The organism is Paenibacillus xylanilyticus (genome assembly GCF_013359935.1).
Taxonomy (GTDB): domain Bacteria; phylum Bacillota; class Bacilli; order Paenibacillales; family Paenibacillaceae; genus Paenibacillus; species Paenibacillus xylanilyticus.
The window spans coordinates 406,582-426,268 of sequence record NZ_JABMCB010000192.1 but is presented as its reverse complement, the minus strand read 5'-3'; the positions used below and the strand labels follow the sequence as shown (position 1 = coordinate 426,268).

General features: G+C 48.6%; 17 protein-coding genes. 1 reads left to right on the top strand and 16 read right to left on the bottom strand.

Going from position 1 to position 19,687, the window contains the following annotated elements; translation table 11 throughout:
* Nucleotide 1: 1 nt before the first annotated feature.
* The gene (gene addB / locus HP552_RS21800) at nucleotides 2-3,505 is read right to left on the bottom strand and encodes a helicase-exonuclease AddAB subunit AddB (protein ID WP_175397481.1); all 3,504 of its coding nucleotides are present in this window, start codon (nucleotides 3,503-3,505) and stop codon (nucleotides 2-4) included.
* A gap of 181 nt (nucleotides 3,506-3,686) precedes the next feature.
* Nucleotides 3,687-5,066, bottom strand: a complete 1,380-nt coding sequence (locus tag HP552_RS21795) for a class I SAM-dependent rRNA methyltransferase (protein WP_175397480.1) — start codon at nucleotides 5,064-5,066, stop codon at nucleotides 3,687-3,689.
* A 754-nt stretch (nucleotides 5,067-5,820) separates the two neighbouring features.
* On the opposite strand from HP552_RS21795, the gene HP552_RS21790 reads away from it, so the two are divergent.
* Nucleotides 5,821-6,822 (top strand): Na/Pi cotransporter family protein, encoded by a 1,002-nt coding sequence (locus HP552_RS21790; protein WP_175397479.1) that lies wholly within the window; start codon nucleotides 5,821-5,823, stop codon nucleotides 6,820-6,822.
* Between the two features lie 52 nt (nucleotides 6,823-6,874).
* Here HP552_RS21790 and HP552_RS21785 read toward each other — a convergent pair whose 3' ends face one another.
* From HP552_RS21785 to hemW, 14 genes are all read right to left on the bottom strand, one after another.
* Nucleotides 6,875-7,312, bottom strand: a complete 438-nt coding sequence (locus tag HP552_RS21785) for an NUDIX hydrolase (RefSeq protein ID WP_376768975.1) — start codon at nucleotides 7,310-7,312, stop codon at nucleotides 6,875-6,877.
* Nucleotides 7,313-7,419: 107 nt separating this feature from the next.
* Nucleotides 7,420-8,766 carry a tRNA (N(6)-L-threonylcarbamoyladenosine(37)-C(2))-methylthiotransferase MtaB gene (gene mtaB / locus HP552_RS21780; RefSeq protein WP_175397477.1) on the bottom strand — a complete coding sequence of 449 codons (1,347 nt, stop codon included), beginning with the start codon at nucleotides 8,764-8,766 and terminating at the stop codon, nucleotides 7,420-7,422.
* A gap of 2 nt (nucleotides 8,767-8,768) precedes the next feature.
* Entirely contained in the window at nucleotides 8,769-9,533 is a 765-nt protein-coding gene (locus HP552_RS21775; RefSeq protein WP_175397476.1) for an RsmE family RNA methyltransferase, read from the bottom strand.
* 142 nt (nucleotides 9,534-9,675) lie between these two features.
* Nucleotides 9,676-10,356, bottom strand: a complete 681-nt coding sequence (locus tag HP552_RS21770; protein ID WP_175397475.1) for a site-2 protease family protein — start codon at nucleotides 10,354-10,356, stop codon at nucleotides 9,676-9,678.
* Nucleotides 10,357-10,359: 3 nt separating this feature from the next.
* Nucleotides 10,360-11,325: a 50S ribosomal protein L11 methyltransferase gene (gene prmA, locus HP552_RS21765; protein WP_175397474.1), complete on the bottom strand. Its 966-nt coding sequence runs from the start codon at nucleotides 11,323-11,325 to the stop codon at nucleotides 10,360-10,362.
* A gap of 163 nt (nucleotides 11,326-11,488) precedes the next feature.
* A complete protein-coding gene (locus HP552_RS21760; RefSeq protein ID WP_175397473.1) occupies nucleotides 11,489-11,881 on the bottom strand; it encodes a hypothetical protein in 393 nt (130 codons plus the stop codon).
* Nucleotides 11,874-12,053, bottom strand: coding sequence for a YfhD family protein (locus tag HP552_RS21755; protein ID WP_095289850.1), 180 nt, complete (start codon nucleotides 12,051-12,053; stop codon nucleotides 11,874-11,876). The genes HP552_RS21760 and HP552_RS21755 overlap by 8 nt, the downstream gene beginning before the upstream one ends.
* 42 nt (nucleotides 12,054-12,095) lie before the next feature.
* Entirely contained in the window at nucleotides 12,096-12,464 is a 369-nt protein-coding gene (locus tag HP552_RS21750) for a hypothetical protein (protein ID WP_175397472.1), read from the bottom strand.
* Between the two features lie 222 nt (nucleotides 12,465-12,686).
* A complete protein-coding gene (gene dnaJ / locus HP552_RS21745; protein ID WP_095359516.1) occupies nucleotides 12,687-13,808 on the bottom strand; it encodes a molecular chaperone DnaJ in 1,122 nt (373 codons plus the stop codon).
* A gap of 129 nt (nucleotides 13,809-13,937) precedes the next feature.
* Nucleotides 13,938-15,782 (bottom strand): molecular chaperone DnaK, encoded by a 1,845-nt coding sequence (gene dnaK, locus HP552_RS21740; protein ID WP_175397471.1) that lies wholly within the window; start codon nucleotides 15,780-15,782, stop codon nucleotides 13,938-13,940.
* A 152-nt stretch (nucleotides 15,783-15,934) separates the two neighbouring features.
* A complete protein-coding gene (gene grpE / locus HP552_RS21735; RefSeq protein ID WP_175397470.1) occupies nucleotides 15,935-16,513 on the bottom strand; it encodes a nucleotide exchange factor GrpE in 579 nt (192 codons plus the stop codon).
* A gap of 60 nt (nucleotides 16,514-16,573) precedes the next feature.
* The gene (hrcA, locus tag HP552_RS21730; RefSeq protein WP_175397469.1) at nucleotides 16,574-17,605 is read right to left on the bottom strand and encodes a heat-inducible transcriptional repressor HrcA; all 1,032 of its coding nucleotides are present in this window, start codon (nucleotides 17,603-17,605) and stop codon (nucleotides 16,574-16,576) included.
* A 250-nt stretch (nucleotides 17,606-17,855) separates the two neighbouring features.
* Entirely contained in the window at nucleotides 17,856-18,326 is a 471-nt protein-coding gene (locus HP552_RS21725) for an N-acetyltransferase (RefSeq protein WP_175397468.1), read from the bottom strand.
* A gap of 116 nt (nucleotides 18,327-18,442) precedes the next feature.
* Entirely contained in the window at nucleotides 18,443-19,627 is a 1,185-nt protein-coding gene (gene hemW, locus HP552_RS21720) for a radical SAM family heme chaperone HemW (protein WP_175397467.1), read from the bottom strand.
* Nucleotides 19,628-19,687: the final 60 nt, after the last annotated feature.

Below are 19,687 nucleotides of genomic sequence, written 5' to 3'. Positions count from 1 at the left end.
GTCACGTTGTATCCCCTCCCTTGTTGTGTGACAGCATGTCCCAGATTTGCTGTTTGCCCGGCTTGGACAACAGATTATATTCATTGCCTTCAATATTTTCATCAAATTGACACACCGGTTTATACGGACAGAACGTACACGCAACCTCCTGCTGAATGCGATAAGGTTCAATAGCCACATCCCCATCCGTAATCCGGGTCCCGATCTCCTGGATATTACTGCGAACCGATGCAAGCAGTGTATCCCACTGGTCTGGCGTAGCTACAGCAGCACTGCTATAGAAGCTGCCATCAGCCTTGAGTGCGACAGGGATAATTGCCGAGTAGCCTTTATCCAGGGTGTTGTCCATTTGTGCAATGGCATCGCGGTCTGCCAGAAGGAGGCCCTTCATTTTGAATCGTTTCAGCAATTCCTGTCCCGCCTGTTCTGACGTCATGCCGTTCGCTGATTGCAGCAGCGGATTATGCACGTGAAAATACAGCGTTCCTCCAGGCATCGCCGATTCTCCCAGCCACTCTTCGGCCGCACTAAGCAGCACTTCCAGATACGTAAGCATCTGCAGGGACAGTCCATAGTACACTTCGTGCAATTTGAGATCGGTCTGGCTCGATTTGTAGTCAATGACCCGCAGCAGCAGACCATTCTCCCCTTCAGCCACATCAACCCGGTCAATCCGGCCCACAATCTCCATCACACATCCATTCTCAAGTTCGAAGCGCAGCGGCGGCAGAGGTTTCCCTGGCCCAAAATCCAATTCAAGCCCAATGGGTTCAAAACTTCCCCGCCTGGACTGCTCACCCAGAATGATCGAAGCCCGGCTAACAATATCCTTCAGTTTGCGGAAAATATAACCGTATCGCTTCGTGCTGAGCAAAATCTCTCCCTGCAGCTGTGGCGCAATCTGCTCCACGGTCTGCTCTGCTTCCTTTCGGCATTGTTCCGGAGAGAGGCTGCCCCAGCTTCGGTTCTCTTCGCGCAGCCGTATAGCCAATTGACTTAGTGCAGCATGGAACAACTGCCCAATATCCGGTGCCTGAAGTCGATATAATTGCCGTTCTTTTAATCGCAATCCATGGGAGGCAAAATGGGAGAATGGACACGCCACAAATCGTTCCATCCGCGAAACACTCGTCCGCACCTCTGTACCATATAATCGGCGACTCGTCGAAGTACGCAACGGCAGTGCCCGATTACGATAAAAAATCGATCCCAACAATCGTTCCAACTGGGGTCTTCGGGCCTCATCGGACAGATGCCAGTTGTAGACAGACCACCAGAGTTCAGGAATCTCCTCACCACGGCGCCATCTACGCAATTGTCCAATCAGAACAGACAGACTCTGCTCCGGATGAATGACATAAGGCCAGTGAGTCTCTTCTGAATCCGTTACCGGTGGCTGGGTAAGCAATGGTGATTCATTCAAACCAAACATTTTGCGTACATGCCTTACAATCTCCGATGGCAGCAGTGTTTTCCCCTCATCGTCAGCCACAGGATAACTTAGCCACAATTGCCTGCTGGCCGCAGTCAGGGCGGTATATATCAGAAAACGCTCGTCCAGCATTCGTCTTGTTGTTCCCGGTCCAAGGCCCAAGCCCCGTTCGGTCAGCAGCTCCCGTTCCTGCTCGGTTAATACCCCATCCTCCTGCGGTACAGCCGGCAGTTCACCATCCACGGCACCCAGAATAAATACATATTTGATATCCTGCAGCCGCGTCCGATCCATGGAACCGACCAGCACCTGATCCAGCGCCGGCGGAACGAGTCCGAGCTTCAGTTCGGTTAAACCCGTCTCCATCAGACCAGCGAACAAATCGATATCCAGTCGTTCGGCTCCCATCATGTCCACCATCTGGTCCAGCAGATCCAGGACTGCTCCCCACATCTGACGATGTTCCCGCGAACGTTCCGGATCCCCCTGCGCTGTCGCTTCAGCAGACATCACTTCCAGCTTCCATGGAATCTCTGCATCTTCCAGCAATCCATACAGGGCAGCACACTGTTCTCTGGCAGTCTTGGCCTTGTTCATCCGTTTTTCAAAAACACCCATCGGATCCGTAATGACCGTTCGGCATTTTTCCATCAACGACAGCATTTGTTCACGACCTCGGCTTCGACCTTCCTGGCCATTGTCTTCCAGGGACAGACTCGGAACATATTTCCATGGTTTTCCATCCGTCCAGCGGTATCCGTGGATCCCGCAGGCAAGAATATAGTTTTCGAGCTGGTCCATATCTTCACGGGTAATGGAGCCATCACGAGGAAGCAGCAAATCTGTTTTAACACAGCGAAATACATCTTCATAACGCCAGCGACGACGAACAATATCAATTGCGGAACGAATGAATTCGGCGAGCGGATGATGAAGCTCACTTCTTCTGCGATCCAGGAAAACTGGCACGTCATAGTCTCTGAACAATGGTTCAGCGATATCGGCATAGGCATCCAGCTGACGAACGAGCACCGCCATGTCACGGTAACGCACACCTTCATCCTGAGCTAATCTGCGCATTTCCCGCAGTGCCCCTTCCATCTCTGCCCTGCGATTTTCAGCTGCATACATTTTGATGCCAGCATCTCGGCCATCGCTTCTCCAACGAATTCGGCGGTCGAATCCAGATTCCAGATGGGCAAGACCCGGACTTTCCTCATATCTTGGTAAAACATCTGGATCAAGCACTGACGTCTCGCTCCCAACGCCCAGATCATCCGCCATACCTTTGAGCCGCGCGTAAGCACTCGCGGTTGGATGGAAGAGATCCAGTTCACTGGGCAGTGCCCCATGATCATACGGTCGATCTAGGGTCAGTGTAATGGTTACGGAAGAAGCCTGAAGCATCAACCGTCCAATCACACTCATTTCCTGCGGGGTAAACCCCTGAAAACCATCGATCCATATCTGAGCATCCTGAAGAAGCGCACTTTCTGACAAACGATCATTCAATTCTGTCAGCGTGTCTTCATCATCGATGTAGAGTTCCGATAGTTCCTGTTCATAGTCACGATATATAAGAAGCAGATCATGTAACTTATCCCCCAAAATTGGTGCCGAAGAAGATGAACTCCATGTAGAAAGCCCTTCTTCCAATGAACCGGGATCAAGTTCATATCGCTTGAATTCGCTATATAAATCATTCAAATGCCCGATAAATCCCAACTGGTTGCCAGAGGCACCAAAAAGCTTCAACTCTTCCTTGCGCCGCTGAAGCACTTTATAGAGCAGCATCTTTTTCCCCTCGGCTCCGATTGGAATACGAGCAGAACCACCCGCTTCCTGCATAACACGATAGGCCAATCGGCGAAAACCCAGCACTTCGGCACGCATGGTGCCTTTGATCGCACCCGAAGAAACCAGGGCCTGCTCAGAACGAAACGAACTCTGCTCCGGAACCAGCCAAATGAGAGGTTTACCTTGGGGTTCCTGTTGAAGCTGAGACGTAATTTCCCGGGTAATCAGCGTCGTCTTCCCGCTGCCTGCCCGGCCAATAATAAAGCGTACGGACATGTTTAATCCTCCAAACCGTCACGAACAAGATTTTAATTCTCAGTATAACATATCTGACCTGGTTCGGAACATACGTTTGCCACAATCCGGTAAAGCCAAGATGATCTCCTGTAACAGGAAAAAGCCCACAGCTTATAACCGTGGACTTGTTTCGTGATGGAATCTAATAAACCAGGAGGGATCAGTTTGTTTTGCTGCGCACTTCAAATATGGCAAATTTCAAGTAATGGCCCTCATCAACACCCAAAATTTGCGGGTGATCCTTACCTGCAGCTTTCCATTCGATCAAACGCAGCACTTTGCCTGCATCTTCGGCTGCATCCGCAATTGTTTCCAGGAAGAGATCAGGGCGCATATGGTACGAACAGCTTGCCGTTACCAAATATCCACCCTCATTAACAAGCTTCATGCCATGCAGATTAATATCCTTGTAACCACGGCATGCTCCTTTAACTGCGGATTTCGTTTTGGCAAAGGCAGGTGGGTCAAGGATGACCACATCGAACGTTTTACCGCCACCGGCTGCAAGCGCTTTGGAGGTATCCACTTTCTGTTCAGCTGCACGTGCGCGTACGGAGCGATCGTCTATACCTTTGACCTGTTCACGTAAGTATTGGAATGCATCAGAAACCACAAACTCTACCCGATCTGTGAAGCCGTTTAATTCTACATTGGTGCGGGCACTTTCAATAGCATGCTCTGAAATATCAAGGCATGTCACTTTTTTGGCCCCATATTTACAAGCGTTCAATGTGAAGCTGCCTGTGTGTGAAAAACATTCCAGTACTGTTGCGCCGTCCCAATACGGGAAGGTCACCACTTTACCACTTTTATTCACGGGTAACAGCTGCTCACTTCCATCTTGTTCCACGTGCTGCATGGTGATTCCGCTTTTGTAACCCCAGCCCTTCATGAGAGGTTCAATCGCTGCCCGATTCTCACGCTGGTCGAAGAAATAACCCGTTTTCTGACCTTCTACGATATCGACTTTAATGAGCAATCCATTTTCGGTTACCGTCACATGACGTGGACAGTCCCCATACAGCGGTCCTTTCGTCTGCTCCAAACCTTCCAACTCACGAATAGGCACGTCGCTGCGCTCATAGATCCCCTCCGGCTGCATCACTTCGATCAGAGCCTGTACGATGGCTTCACGGCAGCGGTCCATTCCTAGCGTAAGCAGCTGCACAACGAGGATACTGCCAAAACGATCAACGATCAGACCCGGCAGAAAATCAGCTTCGCCATAAACCAGACGATAGGCCTCGCCATCCCGGATAAAGCGTTCCCGGTGACGCAAGCAGTCACTGAAACGAGCAGCGAAAAAAGCCGTGTCCATTTGTTCAAACTCCAACGGTTGATAGGAGACGACTCTCACTGTAATTTGTGATGCCGGGTTGTAGTACCCTGTTGCCAGATAGCGGCCCTGATGATTCAGTACATTGACCAGATCTCCCGGTTCCGGGTTCCCGTCAACCGAGGCAATCTCGTTGTTATATATCCATGGATGTGCATGTTCAAGCCGCTTTTTGCGACTGCGTTCCAGTGTAACCGATGGCAAGGTAAATCCACTTCCTTTGTTGTTAGTTAGTTGAAAAGATAGGTTTAGTGCAAAGGGAGACGCTACGGGGACGGATTGGTCTTCCGATCGCTGTTATCCCCAGATTTTTTGATTCCTTTTCACAAAGGGAAAATCCGGGGATAAACGCGAACGCTTCGCTTCTTCAGATCCAATTCCGTCCCCTCCGCTCCGTTTGCACGAATCACCGTTTCTTTTGAATTGTGAGGTAGGTATGTTAAGACAGATCCAAATGCAAAGTCATGCTACCATTACGGGGACGGATTGGTCTTCCGATCGCTGTTATCCCCAGATTTTTTGATTCCTTTTCACAAAGGGAAAATGCGGGGATAAACGCGAACGCTTCGCTCCTTCAGATCCAATTCCGTCCCCTCCGCTCCGTTTCCACGAATCACCGTTTCTTTTGAATTGTGAGGTAGGTATGTTAAGACAGATCCAAATGCGAAGTCATGCTACCATTACGGCGACGGACTGGTCTTCCGATCACTGTTATCCCCAGATTTTTTTGATTCCTTTTCACAAAGGGAAAATCCGGGGATAAACGCGAACGCTTCGCTTCTTCAGATCCAATTCCGTCCCCTCCGCTCCGTTTGCACGAATCACCGTTTCTTTTGAATTGTGGAGTTGCGTTATAAATTCAAACATTGTCTCGTTCGTTTTCCTCCTGCTGTCATGGTTGTCCTCACTTACTCATAAGATGAGATAACGATAGGCACGGAAGGAATGATGGAACAAGATGTTTAGAGATGTTGTGCTGCCGCTACTATATGGGCTGATCATTTTTTTTGGCGGAATGAAGCTAATGGAAACGGCCCTGCAGCGAATGGCTGGGCCGATGCTGGCCGAATGGCTTAATCGGGCTACCTCAGCTCCATGGAAAGGCATGGCTTTCAGTGCAGGAGCCACGGCAATACTACAGAGTAGCACCGCCGTTACAGTACTCACCATTGGTCTCGCGAATGCAAGATTAATTACCTATGGTCGAACTCTTGGCATTATCCTGGGTACAAACATTGGTACATGTCTGACAACCGAATTGGTTGGATTACAGATTGGACGTGCTGCCCTGCCCTTGCTAGTCATCTCGCTTACAGGTTGGGCTGTCTTTGTTGTTCTTAGTGAACGCAATCAGGCAGCTCCTGAACGCACGCGAATATCCCTGTTTAACATACAATGCAGCTTTCTTGCAGCTGCAGGATTCGCTCTGGTCATGACCGGCATTCAAGTCATGCAGTCCATCGCCGTTCCTCTGCGCAGTATGGGTGTATTTCAGTGGTTTCTGGATCGCTCAGCTGACAGCTTGTGGTGGGGGTTCCTGGCAGGCGCCTGCCTTACGGCACTCATCCATAGCAGTGCCGCTGTCATCAGCATGGCGATTACATTAGCAGCCACAGGTGTACTGCCTGTGGAGATCGGTATTGCCATTGTGATCGGGTCCAATGTCGGGACCTGTATCACCGCCGTAATTGCTGCCGCTGGCGGAGCATCCGCGGGCAAATTCGTCGCAGCCTCCCATGTTGTATTAAACATTGCGGGAGCCCTGCTATTTATGCCGCTGATCGGCCAACTGCATGCAGCTTCGGCTTGGCTGTCAGCGGACAACGGGGCACAGATTGCCCATGCCCAGACCCTTTTTAACATCATCAGTTCACTGATTGCCCTGCCGTTCTGCTATCTGCCAATCTGGCACAAAAAACCACCGGCTCACGCCCCATCAGCGAAGTCACCCGCAGCTTAATGCGCGGCTACTTTAGTCTGAACATTACCAAGCTTCGCTGTTTGGGAAAATACTATACGTTAATGCCCAGCTTGTTCAGTGCCACACGCAAGATGTTATCGTTGTTGTCGTAGCCGTTTTGCTGCTGTCTGGACCAGGCTTCTTGTGGTGTATACCAGTCGACTCCCTTGATCTCCTCAATCTGGGGCTGCAGGTCTCCGCTCTCTGCCTCAACGAGATAGTAGTGAACTTCCTTATCTACCGGACCAAACTCTACATGCTGATACGTATAAGCGATGATATCGACAGGCTCGACAATCCGGCCTACCATGCCTGTTTCCTCCAAAATTTCGCGTAATGCCGTTTGCTCAACCGTTTCTCCTGCTTCCATCTTGCCCTTGGCAAGTGTAGTTTTGCCATATCGATCAAGAATGAGCTGAATTTGAAGACCCCCATCTTCACCAGTGCGATAAACAACTCCGCCAGCCGAAATTTCTTTTTTGTTCATGATGCTCTCCCCCGTTCACGAAAATGTCTTGCCTATAGTTGAAAAAGAAGGACTTCACTCCCTCGGGTACGCTCCCCAAGGAAATGAAATCCTTGCTTTTGACGCCTCGATTACATCGCTGCGGACTTCAAATTATCTTCCAACACACGAACCAGTGTGGCCTGGCTTTCATTTACACCAGCTTCAGTCAATTTGACGCGGCACACTTTGCCAATCATGTCCGTGGAGCCATCGAATACAAGCTGAATATAGTTATCGCTATAACCATGCAGTTTTCCACTGCCTTCACGGCCTTTGGCTTCACCTTCCGGAATGACATCCAGCACCTGGCCTACAAATTTCTGTGCATATGCCAGCTGCATTTGCTCAGACAGGTCGATTAGCTCATGCACACGTGCATTCTTCACTTCTTCATCCACCTGGTCTTCCATCCGGGCTGCCGGCGTTCCTGTACGTTTGGAGTATGGGAACACGTGCATTTCCGAGAAACCAATTTTCTTCATCAATTCATATCCGTTACGGAACATTTCATCCGTCTCACCCGGGAACCCAACAATAACGTCTGTGGTAATAGCCACATCCGGCATTGCTTCACGAATCCGAAGCATTTTGTTGTAGAATTCTTCGGTTGTGTATTTGCGGCGCATGCGTTTCAATACAGTATCGTCACCTGCCTGCAACGGAATATGGAAGTGGCGTACAAGCTTGTCCGAACGTTTGATGACGTCCAGCATACGATCATCGATCTGGCTCGCTTCAATGGAACTGATGCGGATTCGCTCCAGCCCTTCCACTTTATCCAGATCCCACAGCAGATCTGTCAGATCATAGTTTTCCATATCGTCACCATATCCACCCGTGTGAATGCCTGTCAGTACAATTTCCTTATATCCCGCGTTCACGAGTTGGTGAGCCTGTTGAACAATGCTGTTTGCTTCACGGCTGCGGGAGAGCCCACGGGACCATGGAATAATACAGAACGTACAGAAGTTGTTACATCCGTCCTGAATTTTGAGGAAGGCACGCGTACGATCCGCAAAGTCCGGCACGTCCATTTCCTCAAACACCCGAGTCTTCATAATGTTTCGTACCGCATTTACCGGTTGGCGGGACTCCTGAATTTCCCGAACGTAAGGCAGAATTTTATCCCGGTCCTGAGTTCCGATGACGAGATCAACACCAGGAATGTCAAGAATCTCTGCAGGTGAAGTTTGGGCGTAACAGCCCGTTACAGCCACAATGGCATCCGGGTTGCGCCGAATGGCACGGCGGATAATTTGACGGCTCTTTTTGTCACCGGTATTCGTTACCGTACATGTGTTAATCAAATATACATCTGCTGTCTGTTCATCGAAGTCGACCTGATCGTATCCTTCATTTTTGAACAGCTGCCAGATGGCCTCTGTATCATAAAAGTTAACTTTGCAGCCCAAGGTGTAAAACGCCACGGATGGCATAATTACATTCCCCCCATTTCTCCGGATTCGTATAAAACACAAGTCAGCGCAGCCATCCCTGCGGTCTCGGCACGCAAAATGCGTTTACCCAGCCCAACGGATACCGCGCCTGCCTGATCGGCTTCCAGCGTTTCCTTTTCGGTGAACCCGCCTTCAGGCCCGACCACAATCAACACGTCTGCAGCCGCACCAGGTGCCAGCTGTTCGACAAACGGCTTCAGTGCATCACGCAGCTGTTTGCCGTTCTCCTTTTCATAACAATAACATACCAAACTATAGCCCCCAAAAGAAGACAGCAGCCCTTTCCAGGAAAGCGGCTGCCCGACGGATGGAATGCGATTCCGATGACTTTGTTCAGCGGCTTCCTTGGCAATTTTACGCCACCGCTCCAACCGTTTGCCTTCTTTCTTGGCATCATATTGTACAATCGTACGTTCCGAGAGGAATGGTACAAACGATACCGCTCCAATTTCGGTACATCTCTGAATGACCGTCTCCATCTTGTCGCCCTTTGGCAAACTCTGGGCCACCGTTACACGAATACGAGCTTCATGGTCCATTTTCAGAGATTCCACGATATTTGCCGTTACCTGGCCAGCTTCGATACTCTCAATCTCCACCAGAGCCTCACGACTCTGTCCATCGCTGACAATCAGTTTATCTCCAGGCTTGCCACGCATCACTTTACTGATATGGCGCGCATCATCTCCCAGAATGACAACAGAATGCTCCGTAAGCTGTTCTGCAGATACAAAATAACGCTGCATGGGTCAATCCACCTATTCTTTCCTGTTATGACTGGCATTCACCCCGCCCATTGGCAGGCGTGAATCCAATCGCCACAGATGATCATACAACTTTTATGTCCTTCTGACCAGCATTTCAGTCCAAAATGTCTTGAATTCTCCCTTATGAAAACAGGCCCAAAATCAAATATGAGAAATCAACATACATGTTATAAGCCAACTGGTATAAAGGCTGAATCGTAACTCTTTGCAAAGGGGGAATGATCAGAATCAAGAGAAAGATAAAAATGGACCATTGCTCCACTCCTTGAAGCTTGCGACTGATCGATGGCGGTAATATGTCTTCAAGAATTCGATAACCGTCCAGTGGTGGCAGTGGAATCATGTTAAACAAAAACAGGAAAAAGTTCGTCAGGTTGAACATATAAAAGAAAGTCGAAATCGCTGTGAACAAGCGTTCATTCTCGATACCGCCCATTACGCCAGAACCAACCAGCGAAGCGTATATAATCGTTCCGACGACTGCAAGCAGCAAATTACTGAGCGGCCCAGCAAATGAAACAATGACGCCCATTAATCTGGGTTTATCAAAGTTCGCTCGGTTTACCGGAACAGGACGCGCCCAACCGAACCCGGCAATGACAAGCAGCAGCACACCAAACAGATCAAAGTGTACTACCGGGTTAAGGGTGACCCGACCCAGCAGCTTGGCGGTCGGATCCCCGAATTTATTGGCAAAGTACGCATGTGAAAACTCATGAACGGTAAAAGCAATCAGAATGGTCAGCAGGAAAAACGGGAGCTGATCAATGGGATAACGGAAGAGCGAATTCAGAAAGTCCATGCTTTACCTCTTTCTGGCAACATAAGCCAGCCAGTCTTCATCACGGTGAACCGCGCTAATTTCAAATCCGGACGCAACGAGTGCATCGTGCACGACCTGCTCTTTATTTTTCCAGATACCAGAAGCAATATAGACACCGCCTGGTTCCAATGCATTGTATACATCATCAATAAAGAGCATAATAATCTCGGCCAAAATATTGGCTACAATGACTTTCACAGGCAGCTGAACGCCTAAAGCAGGATCCTGGTTTCCGAGAACTGATAGCAAATCACTCTCTTTCACCGTAATTTGTTGTTCCAACCCGTTCAGATGAACATTTTCCTTGGCACTCGATACCGCTACCGGATCAAGATCCAGCGCCAGTACATGTTTTGCCCCAAGCCGAATGGCGCCAATCGCCAGAATACCCGAACCAGTACCCACATCAATGACTTCCTCACCGCCCTGGATTACCGTTTCCAGTGTCCGCAGGCAAAGAGATGTTGTCGGATGTGTACCGGTACCAAAAGCCATACCCGGATCCAGTTCGATAATTTTTTCTTCCGGACTTTCCGGTGTGTAGTCTTCCCATGTCGGTTTGATCGTCAAACGATCGGAGACGCGAACCGGCTTGAAATACTGTTTCCAGGCATTTGCCCAATCATCCTCATCCACCGTACGAATCTCATATCGAATCTCTCCCGCATCAATATCAAATTCGGAAAGCTGCTCAATTCTCGGGTTAATCTCGCTTTTTAATGCTTCCATATCCGTACCTTCCGAGAAATAACCTTTAATGACAGCCAGACCTTCAGGAATGTCATTCAAAGGCAGTTCATACCACTGACCGTAAGACGTATCACGTTCTTTATTTAATGTACCGGACTCTTCGATCGAGACGCCTCCAGCACCTGCTTCATGTAAAAAATTCGAGATCATTTCCACAGCTTCTTCTGTGGTATGTATTGTTAGTTCATGCCATAACATACTTGATTTTTCCTCCTCATTTTTCAAACATCCCAATCATTGTACTACACAAGGGAGCAGGAGTACAAAACCGTGCCTGTGAATTCAAGCAAAAAAACAGGATACCCGCAGTTTAACTGCTTGGATATCCTGTCTGAATTGTGGCCAAAAGAGTTTTGATCATTCAGCAAAAGCGCCCGCCATTCTTTGTAATCATTTCAGCAGCCTGCGGAAGATAATCACTCGGCACAGAAACAGTGAGCAAAATCTCTTGTCGGGATGGACCTGAAGCGCGATCTTCCGAAATATCCATAACCTGGCCGTTAGATAACATCTCGGTCTCATCGCTAATAAGTGCAAGCACATTTAGTTCGCCGCTGAATCCCCCTGTCAAAGCAGTAGGGGCTTCATCCCTATCCCCCTCTGTTTCTTCATTTCTAGAAAGGGATTCATTGATAAGGCTCTCGATGCTCAACTGATTCGGATGCAGCAATGACAAAGCCCTTCGGGCAGATTCAGCTTCAGACCAGCTTGTGAAGACTGCCTCAATGGTTACAGCAGAGCGTTCTTCATTCATGAAGCTCCCGTCCCTGACGACGATCCGCCGCTTCGCTGCGACGCAAAGCCTCTACGTCATCATGATCCGCAACTTCAGCGCTGAATTCGACATCTTCGTTTTTGGCGGATTGCATCCGTTTCATCTTTTCCGTTTTCGTCAAAATCTTGCCTGGGCGTTCGTGCTCTGCCATCGTTAACTCCTCCTTCAAATTAAGTCGATCACTGTTTACCTGTTAGATCATTCCACCAGCTTGTTCAATAATGGATAACGCCCGGTGATGTACTGCTTCGTCCACAACGACGGTTAACAAAACATCCTTTCCGGTAGGACCTCCTTGTCCACCATCACTCATGCCACTCGCTGAGGGATCTGCTGCAGCCATAATTCCAGCCGTTGCATTCGTACCGAGCGCACCAGGCACCCACGATGAATAGCTGCCGGAAACCCCCGGTGTGTAAGAAGCCCCACTCGGACCTACACCCGCATAGCGGCTGAAACGATTGATGGACAAGTCTTCCACTCGCAAGGCTTCCAATTTTTTGGCTGCCCCTTCGGCCTGCTCCGGGCTGTTAAAATAGGCCAAAATATTTTTCTCGGTCATTAGGTTCACCTGCTTCCGAATATTGGCGCATACAGTTATGCATGATCATTCTCGCCCTGCTATCTTTCCGCAGTATTGCTCAGATTATGCAGAAATCTCCCACATAAAGTGCACATCCTTAGAAGCGGCTTACATGTTCTGTGGAACGCCTGTATATATGAAAAAAGGACACCCCGCGGAAAAACCCGCTGTGGTGTCCTTTCAGATCCTATCATTTGATACTCAGTCTCCGCGGAAAGCCCGTTTCACCCGGTCGAAGAAGGATTGTTCATGTTCATGTGTTTGCTCCCCATCCAATGCAGCGATTTGACGGAGCAGATCTTTCTGCTCGTCATTCAGCTTGCTTGGTGTAACCACAACCACTTTCACATGTTGATCCCCTTGGCCCATACCGCGCAGGCGTGGAACCCCTTTGCCCTTAAGACGGAAATATGTTCCGGTTTGCGTACCGGCTGGTATTTTCAACTTCACCTTTTCAGTCAACGTTGGAATCTCAATCTCATCTCCCAATGCTGCCTGAGCAAATGTAAGTGGAATTTCGCAGTAGATATCATCGCCTTCACGCTCAAAGAAATCATGAGATTTCACACGAATGACGATATAAAGGTCTCCTGCTGGTCCACCTCGCAGACCACCTTCGCCTTCACCTGTCATTCGCAGTTGAGCACCATCGTCCACACCCGCTGGAATGCGAACATGGATTTTGCGCTGCTTGCGGACTTTACCGCTGCCGCTGCATGTTGTGCATTTTTCTTCAATGATTTGACCAGAACCATTACAGTTCGAACAAGCACGACGATTGACCATCCGGCCAAATGGTGTGTTTTGCACGACTTCCTGTTGACCGCTACCTTGGCAGACGGAACATGTTTTTGGCTTCGTACCCGGTTTGGCACCTGAACCATGACAGGTATCACAGCTTTCGGTACGCGGAATGGTAATGTCGGTTTCTTTGCCGAACACCGCTTCCTTGAACTCAATCGTCATGGTGTACTGCAGATCATTTCCCCGTTGCGGAGCATTTGGATCACGTCGTCCGCCGCCACCGCCAAAGAACATATCGAAGATGTCGCCAAATCCGCCGCCGCCGAAATCACCGCCACCGCCGAATCCACCCTGATTTGGATCGATATGACCATATTGATCATACTGAGCCCGCTTCTGGCTGTCGCTGACTACATCATAAGCTTCTTTTACTTCCTTAAACTTGGCTTCCGCGTCTGCTGCCTTGTTCACGTCAGGGTGATACTGACGGGCAAGCTTACGGTATGCCTTTTTGATTTCCTCGTCGCTTGCATTTTTGCCGACGCCGAGTACCTCATAATAATCACGTTTTTCAGCCACTCTTCCACCCCCATAACATTCACCTTATCGCACATCGTGACAAAAGGAAAGTCAAAGCACGGAAGACCCGGCTATGACTTTCCCCTCGATCCGAACGTCACCGATGATTAATCCACGAAAAACCGTGAATTAGTTTTGTTTTTTATCTTCATCCACGACTTCGTAATCAGCGTCTACGACGTTGTCACGTTTAGCGGAACCTTGTTGCTCTTCAGCACCTTGAGCTGCTTGTTCTTGTGCCTGTGCTTGCTCATACAGTTTAACGGACAATTGTTGAACAATCTCTGTCAGTTCTTCTGTAGCCGCTTTGATGTCTTCCAGGTTGTCGGAAGCCAGTACGCCTTGCAGTTTTTCTTTTGCAGCATTGGCTTTTTCCACTTCACCAGCATCTGCTTTTTCGCCAAGATCTTTGATCGTTTTGTCCACAGAGTAGATCAATTGATCTGCACTGTTTTTCGCTTCAACGAGCTCTTTGCGTTTTTTATCTTCTTCTGCGTGCAGCTCAGCATCTTTCATCATTTGCTCAACTTCAGCATCGCTCAGACCGCTGGAAGAAGTGATGGTGATTTTTTGCGTTTTGTTTGTACCTTTGTCTGTTGCCGATACGTTAACGATACCGTTCGCATCAATATCGAAGCTAACTTCGATTTGCGGAACACCACGTGGAGCCGGTGGAATATCTCCCAGCATGAAGCGTCCCAGCGTTTTGTTGCCAGCTGCCATTTCGCGTTCCCCTTGCAGAACATGGATCTCAACGCTTGGTTGATTGTCTGCGTATGTGGAGAATACTTGGGATTTGGAAGTAGGGATCGTTGTGTTGCGCTCGATCATTTTGGTGAATACGCCACCTGCAGTTTCAATACCGAGGGACAGTGGAGTTACGTCGAGCAATACAACGTCTTTCACGTCACCTGTCAGTACGCCCGCTTGTACAGCAGCACCCAACGCTACAACTTCATCTGGGTTAACGCCTTTGTGAGGCTCTTTACCTGTCAGTTTTTTGATTGCTTCCTGTACTGCAGGAATACGTGTGGAACCACCAACCAATACGATTTTGTCGATATCGTTAGCTGTCATCCCCGCATCGCTCAATGCACGGCGAGTTGGTTCAAGCGTACGCTCAACCAGACCTGCAGAGATTTCTTCGAATTTCGCGCGGCTCAGGTTCAACTCCAAATGCTGAGGAACGCCATCAGCCACGGTGATGAATGGCAGGGAAATCGTTGTAGTCAATACGCCGGAGAGTTCTTTTTTGGCTTTTTCTGCTGCATCTTTCAAACGTTGAACCGCTGCTTTATCTTTACTCAGGTCAATGCCTTGGTCTTTTTTGAATTCGCTCACGAGGTAATCAATGATGACTTGGTCGAAGTCATCGCCACCCAGTTGGTTGTCACCGCTGGTTGCTTTAACTTCGAAGAAGCCGTCACCCAGTTCAAGAATGGATACGTCAAAAGTACCGCCACCCAAGTCATAAACGAGAATCGTTTGGTCTTCGGATTTTTCCATACCGTATGCCAAAGCTGCTGCCGTTGGCTCATTGACGATACGCAGAACTTCCAAACCTGCGATTTTACCGGCATCTTTGGTTGCTTGACGCTGGCTGTCATTGAAGTAAGCTGGTACGGTGATAACCGCTTGAGTTACCGTTTGACCAAGGTAAGCTTCGGCATCGGATTTCAATTTTTGCAGGATGATCGCAGAGATCTCTTGTGGAGAGTAGTCTTTGCTGTCGATTGTTTCTTTGTGGGAAGTACCCATATGACGTTTGATCGAGATGATCGTACGATCCGGATTCGTGATCGCTTGGCGTTTCGCTGTTTCACCAACAACGCGCTCTCCATCTTTTTTGAAACCCACTACGGATGGGGTTGTACGTGCGCCTTCAGGGTTTGGAATAACGACAGCTTCGCCGCCTTCCATTACCGCTACGCAAGAGTTGGTTGTTCCTAAGTCAATACCGATTACTTTGCTCATCGGAAAATTTCCTCCCTCAACTATTTAAAATGGATCATGCTGATCCTTGTTTGCAATTGTTCCTTATCGTGCTCTATGTGTGTAAACCTTTATATTAAACTTCGTCACATCCAACAAACAATGGAGTCAAGCCCATTATTCTGTAACCAAAATTATGAGCTGACTTTAACCATAGCTGGACGAAGTACTTTATCCTTCAGCATATAGCCTTTTTGGACTTCCTCCACAACGGTACCTTCTTCATACTCGTCGCTCTCCACTTGCATAATTGCTTGGTGGAATTCAGGATTAAACGGCTGTCCAACCGTATCCATTGCAGTCAGACCTTCATTGTTCAGCACGGTTTCCAGCTGGCGGAAGATCATTTGGATGCCTTTGGAAAAGGATTCAGATTCCGTACCTTCCGGTACAGTAGCCATGGCACGTTCGAAGTTGTCAATAACCGGTACCAGTTCGGTGACCAGCTTCATTGAAGCATACTTCGCCAGCTCCTCTTTTTCCTTTTGTGTACGGCGACGGAAGTTGTCAAAATCAGCTTGAGCACGGACAAAGCGCTGTTGATGTTCCTCAACCTCTGTCTTCAAACGTGCGAGCTCATCTTGGCCCTGATCTGCCATCTCCTCAGCCTGTGCTTCTGCAGCTCCTGCTTCGTTAACAGGTTCCTGACTCTCGGCCGCTGTTGTGTCCTGCTGTTCCTGTTCTTCTGCTGCGAATGATTGCTCCTCTTTCAAGATGTTCACCTCCTTATAATAATGAAGTCGTTCACACCCGTATCTTTATCAGCATGCAACTTATTTGAAGCGATGCGTTAGCATAGCCGTTAAATCACGAGATAATGTATTTAAAATATGAATGACACGTGCATAATCCATCCGTGTGGGTCCCAGTATACCTATGGATCCCAAAGCTTCTCCATCCAATGAATAGGACGCTGTAATTAAACTGCAGTTGGCGAAAGCTTCATGATCATTCTCGGTGCCGATCCGCACCTGAATACCTGATCCACCCGGCACGGGCATCATTAATTTCATGAGTGTTGGTGTCTCATCCAGTAGGTCAAGGATATCTTTTACCTTTTCGACATCTTTGAATTCCGGTTGAGTTAACATATTGGTTGCACCACTAAGGAAAAGACGATTGTCATGTTCGTTGTCAAAGGCACTGTTCAGCACCTGCATAACTTCCTCATAGCGTGAAATATGCCGTTCCATCTCTTGCCCCAGTTCGGTGTACAGACGGGACTTTAATTTGTAGATAGGCACACCGACCAATTTGGCGTTAAGCAAATTTACCACGTTCTCCATATCGGCTACCGAAATCTCCGGTGGAATTTGAACCGTCTTGTTCTCCACCTGACCTGTGTTGGTCACAATAATGGCCACGGCCGTATTTTCATTCAGCGGAAGCAGTTGAAAATGGCGCAGTGACGTGTGAAACACTTCCGGTCCGAGCAGGATTGAAGTATAATTCGTCATGTGTGACAAAATGACGGACGCATGTTGAATCACTTGTTCCATGACGTTCAGTTTTTCGGCAAAGAAAGATTTCAGATCATCCAGTTCTTGTGGCTCCACCTGATTCCAAGGGACCAAGTGATCGACATAATATCGATAGCCTTTATGCGAAGGAATACGGCCTGCCGATGTATGAGGCTGTTCCAGAAAGCCCATATCTTCGAGATCCGCCATTTCATTACGGATCGTAGCCGGACTGTATCCAACATCTCCCCTTTTGGAAATGCTCCGGGACCCTACGGGCTCAGCTGAACGGATATAGTCATCCACTATAGCGTTCAGAATCATGCGTTGACGCTCTGTTAACATGGTGAGTATTCCCTCCTTCTGACTGTACTGTCCCATGTCGTTAGCACTCCGGTTAGATGAGTGCTAAGCGGTAATACAAAAATACCAAACTGACGTGAAGATTGTCAAGTCAGTTTGATGAGTACACTCATCTATTTATAGTATAGACCAATCTTAGAAGGTCATAACAGCTCCAGTCGCCAATTACAACAAAGAAAAGGACCCATGCTCAGACGAATGTTATTCTTCTGGAGCATGTGGTCCTTGATTGTTATGCGGATACGTTCAATTCCTTCAGTACCGCAATCTCATCGCAGCAATCCTGCTTGCTGCAATGGACACAGTCTGTCCAAACCTTTTCCGGGAAGATCTCCTTGTTTACAACGGCAAACCCATTTTTAAGGAAAAAGGAGACCTCGTATGTCAGCGCCATGACCTTTGGAATTTGCAGCTTCTCCGCTTCTTCTACCAGTCGGTCCAGCAGCAAGGAACCAATACCCATCCCTTTGTGGCCTTCGGAGATGCCGAGCGACCTGACTTCCACCAGATCATTCCCCAGACGGCACAGTGAGCCGCAGCCCACCACTTCACCGTTCACCTCGGCTACAACAAAGTGTTCCAGCTGGCGATGCAGTACTTCCCTTGAGCGCGGAAGCATAATCCCACGTTCAGCGTATCCCTTAATCATTTCAAACAATGGCTCAACATCTTCCGGCACGGCTTTTCTGCATATCGCCGACATCCCGCTCTCCCCCTATACAAGCTTTCCAGAGGAAAGCTGACTTCGTAGTTGTTAACCAGACACGCTCTGTAAAATCAATATGAATAAATATACAACAGAGTGTATGGAATTTCAAGCTACGAATTCAGCGATATGGAGCCGATAAATTCGGCAAAAACGTCATTCCCGAACAGGATCCCCTGTTCACTAAGCCGGAAGCCGTCTGACGTCCGTTCAAGCAATCCTGCATTCAGCATTTTGCCGAGCGGCTTAGCAAACACGTCTTCGATGGATTCTCCAAACTGCTCACTAAACCGCGAAGCGGATGCTCCCTCCAGCATTCTCAGTCCAACCATCAAATAATCTTCCATGGCTTCCGCACGGCTGATCTCAAAATGATCCAGACGAGGCAGTCCGGCACGAGAAGCTTCGACATACGGATTTATGCCTTTAATATTCATATGACGTTCACGCCCAACATATCCATGCGCACCGGCTCCAAGGCCATAATAGTCCTCATTGCGCCAATACGTAATATTGTGACGACTTTCGAACCCCGGTTTGGCAAAGTTACTGATCTCGTACTGCCCGTATCCTGCTTCTTTCATTCGCTTCATTAATAGAAGATACATTTGCAGCTCATCATCTTCATGAGGAAGCGGCAGTTGATTCTTTTGATATAGCGTATGGAAAAGCGTATTTTCCTCAACCTTCAGGCTGTATATGGAGTAGTGGGGCAGATCAAGCTCAAGTGCCTTATCAATACTCTCGTTCAGCATCTCCACTGTCTGATTTGGTAAACCAAACATCAGGTCGATGGACAGGTTATTTAACCCTGCCTTACGGGCATTCTCCAGACTGCGATATACATCGTCCGTGTTATGAATCCGGCCAATGCCGGTCAACAGGTCATTTTGAAAAGCCTGGACGCCAAAGCTGACGCGGTTCACGCCGCCTTCTTTCATTACAGCGAGCTTCTCGGCATCCGTCGTTCCCGGGTTCGCTTCCATCGAAAATTCAATATCGTCCGCCCAATTCGGGAAATACGTTTTGACAGACCGCAAGAACACGGCCATCTCATCCGGCTTCAAAGCGGTTGGTGTACCCCCGCCAACAAAAATGGTTTTGATCTCTCCCGGCGGATTCGCTTTAACCGTATGTTCCATTTCCCGCTCCAATGCCTCAAGATACTGCATTACAGGCTGGTCCTTCAGTACATAGGAGTTGAAATCACAATAGAAACATTTATTTGTGCAAAAGGGAATGTGAAGGTACACCGCTTGGGGTGCACCTGTTTTCCGGCTGTGTGCTGCCAATGTCATGGCAAGTCCCCCTCTATTTGAAAAAAGGAAAGCCATCCGGCTTCCCTTTCAGCTTGGTTT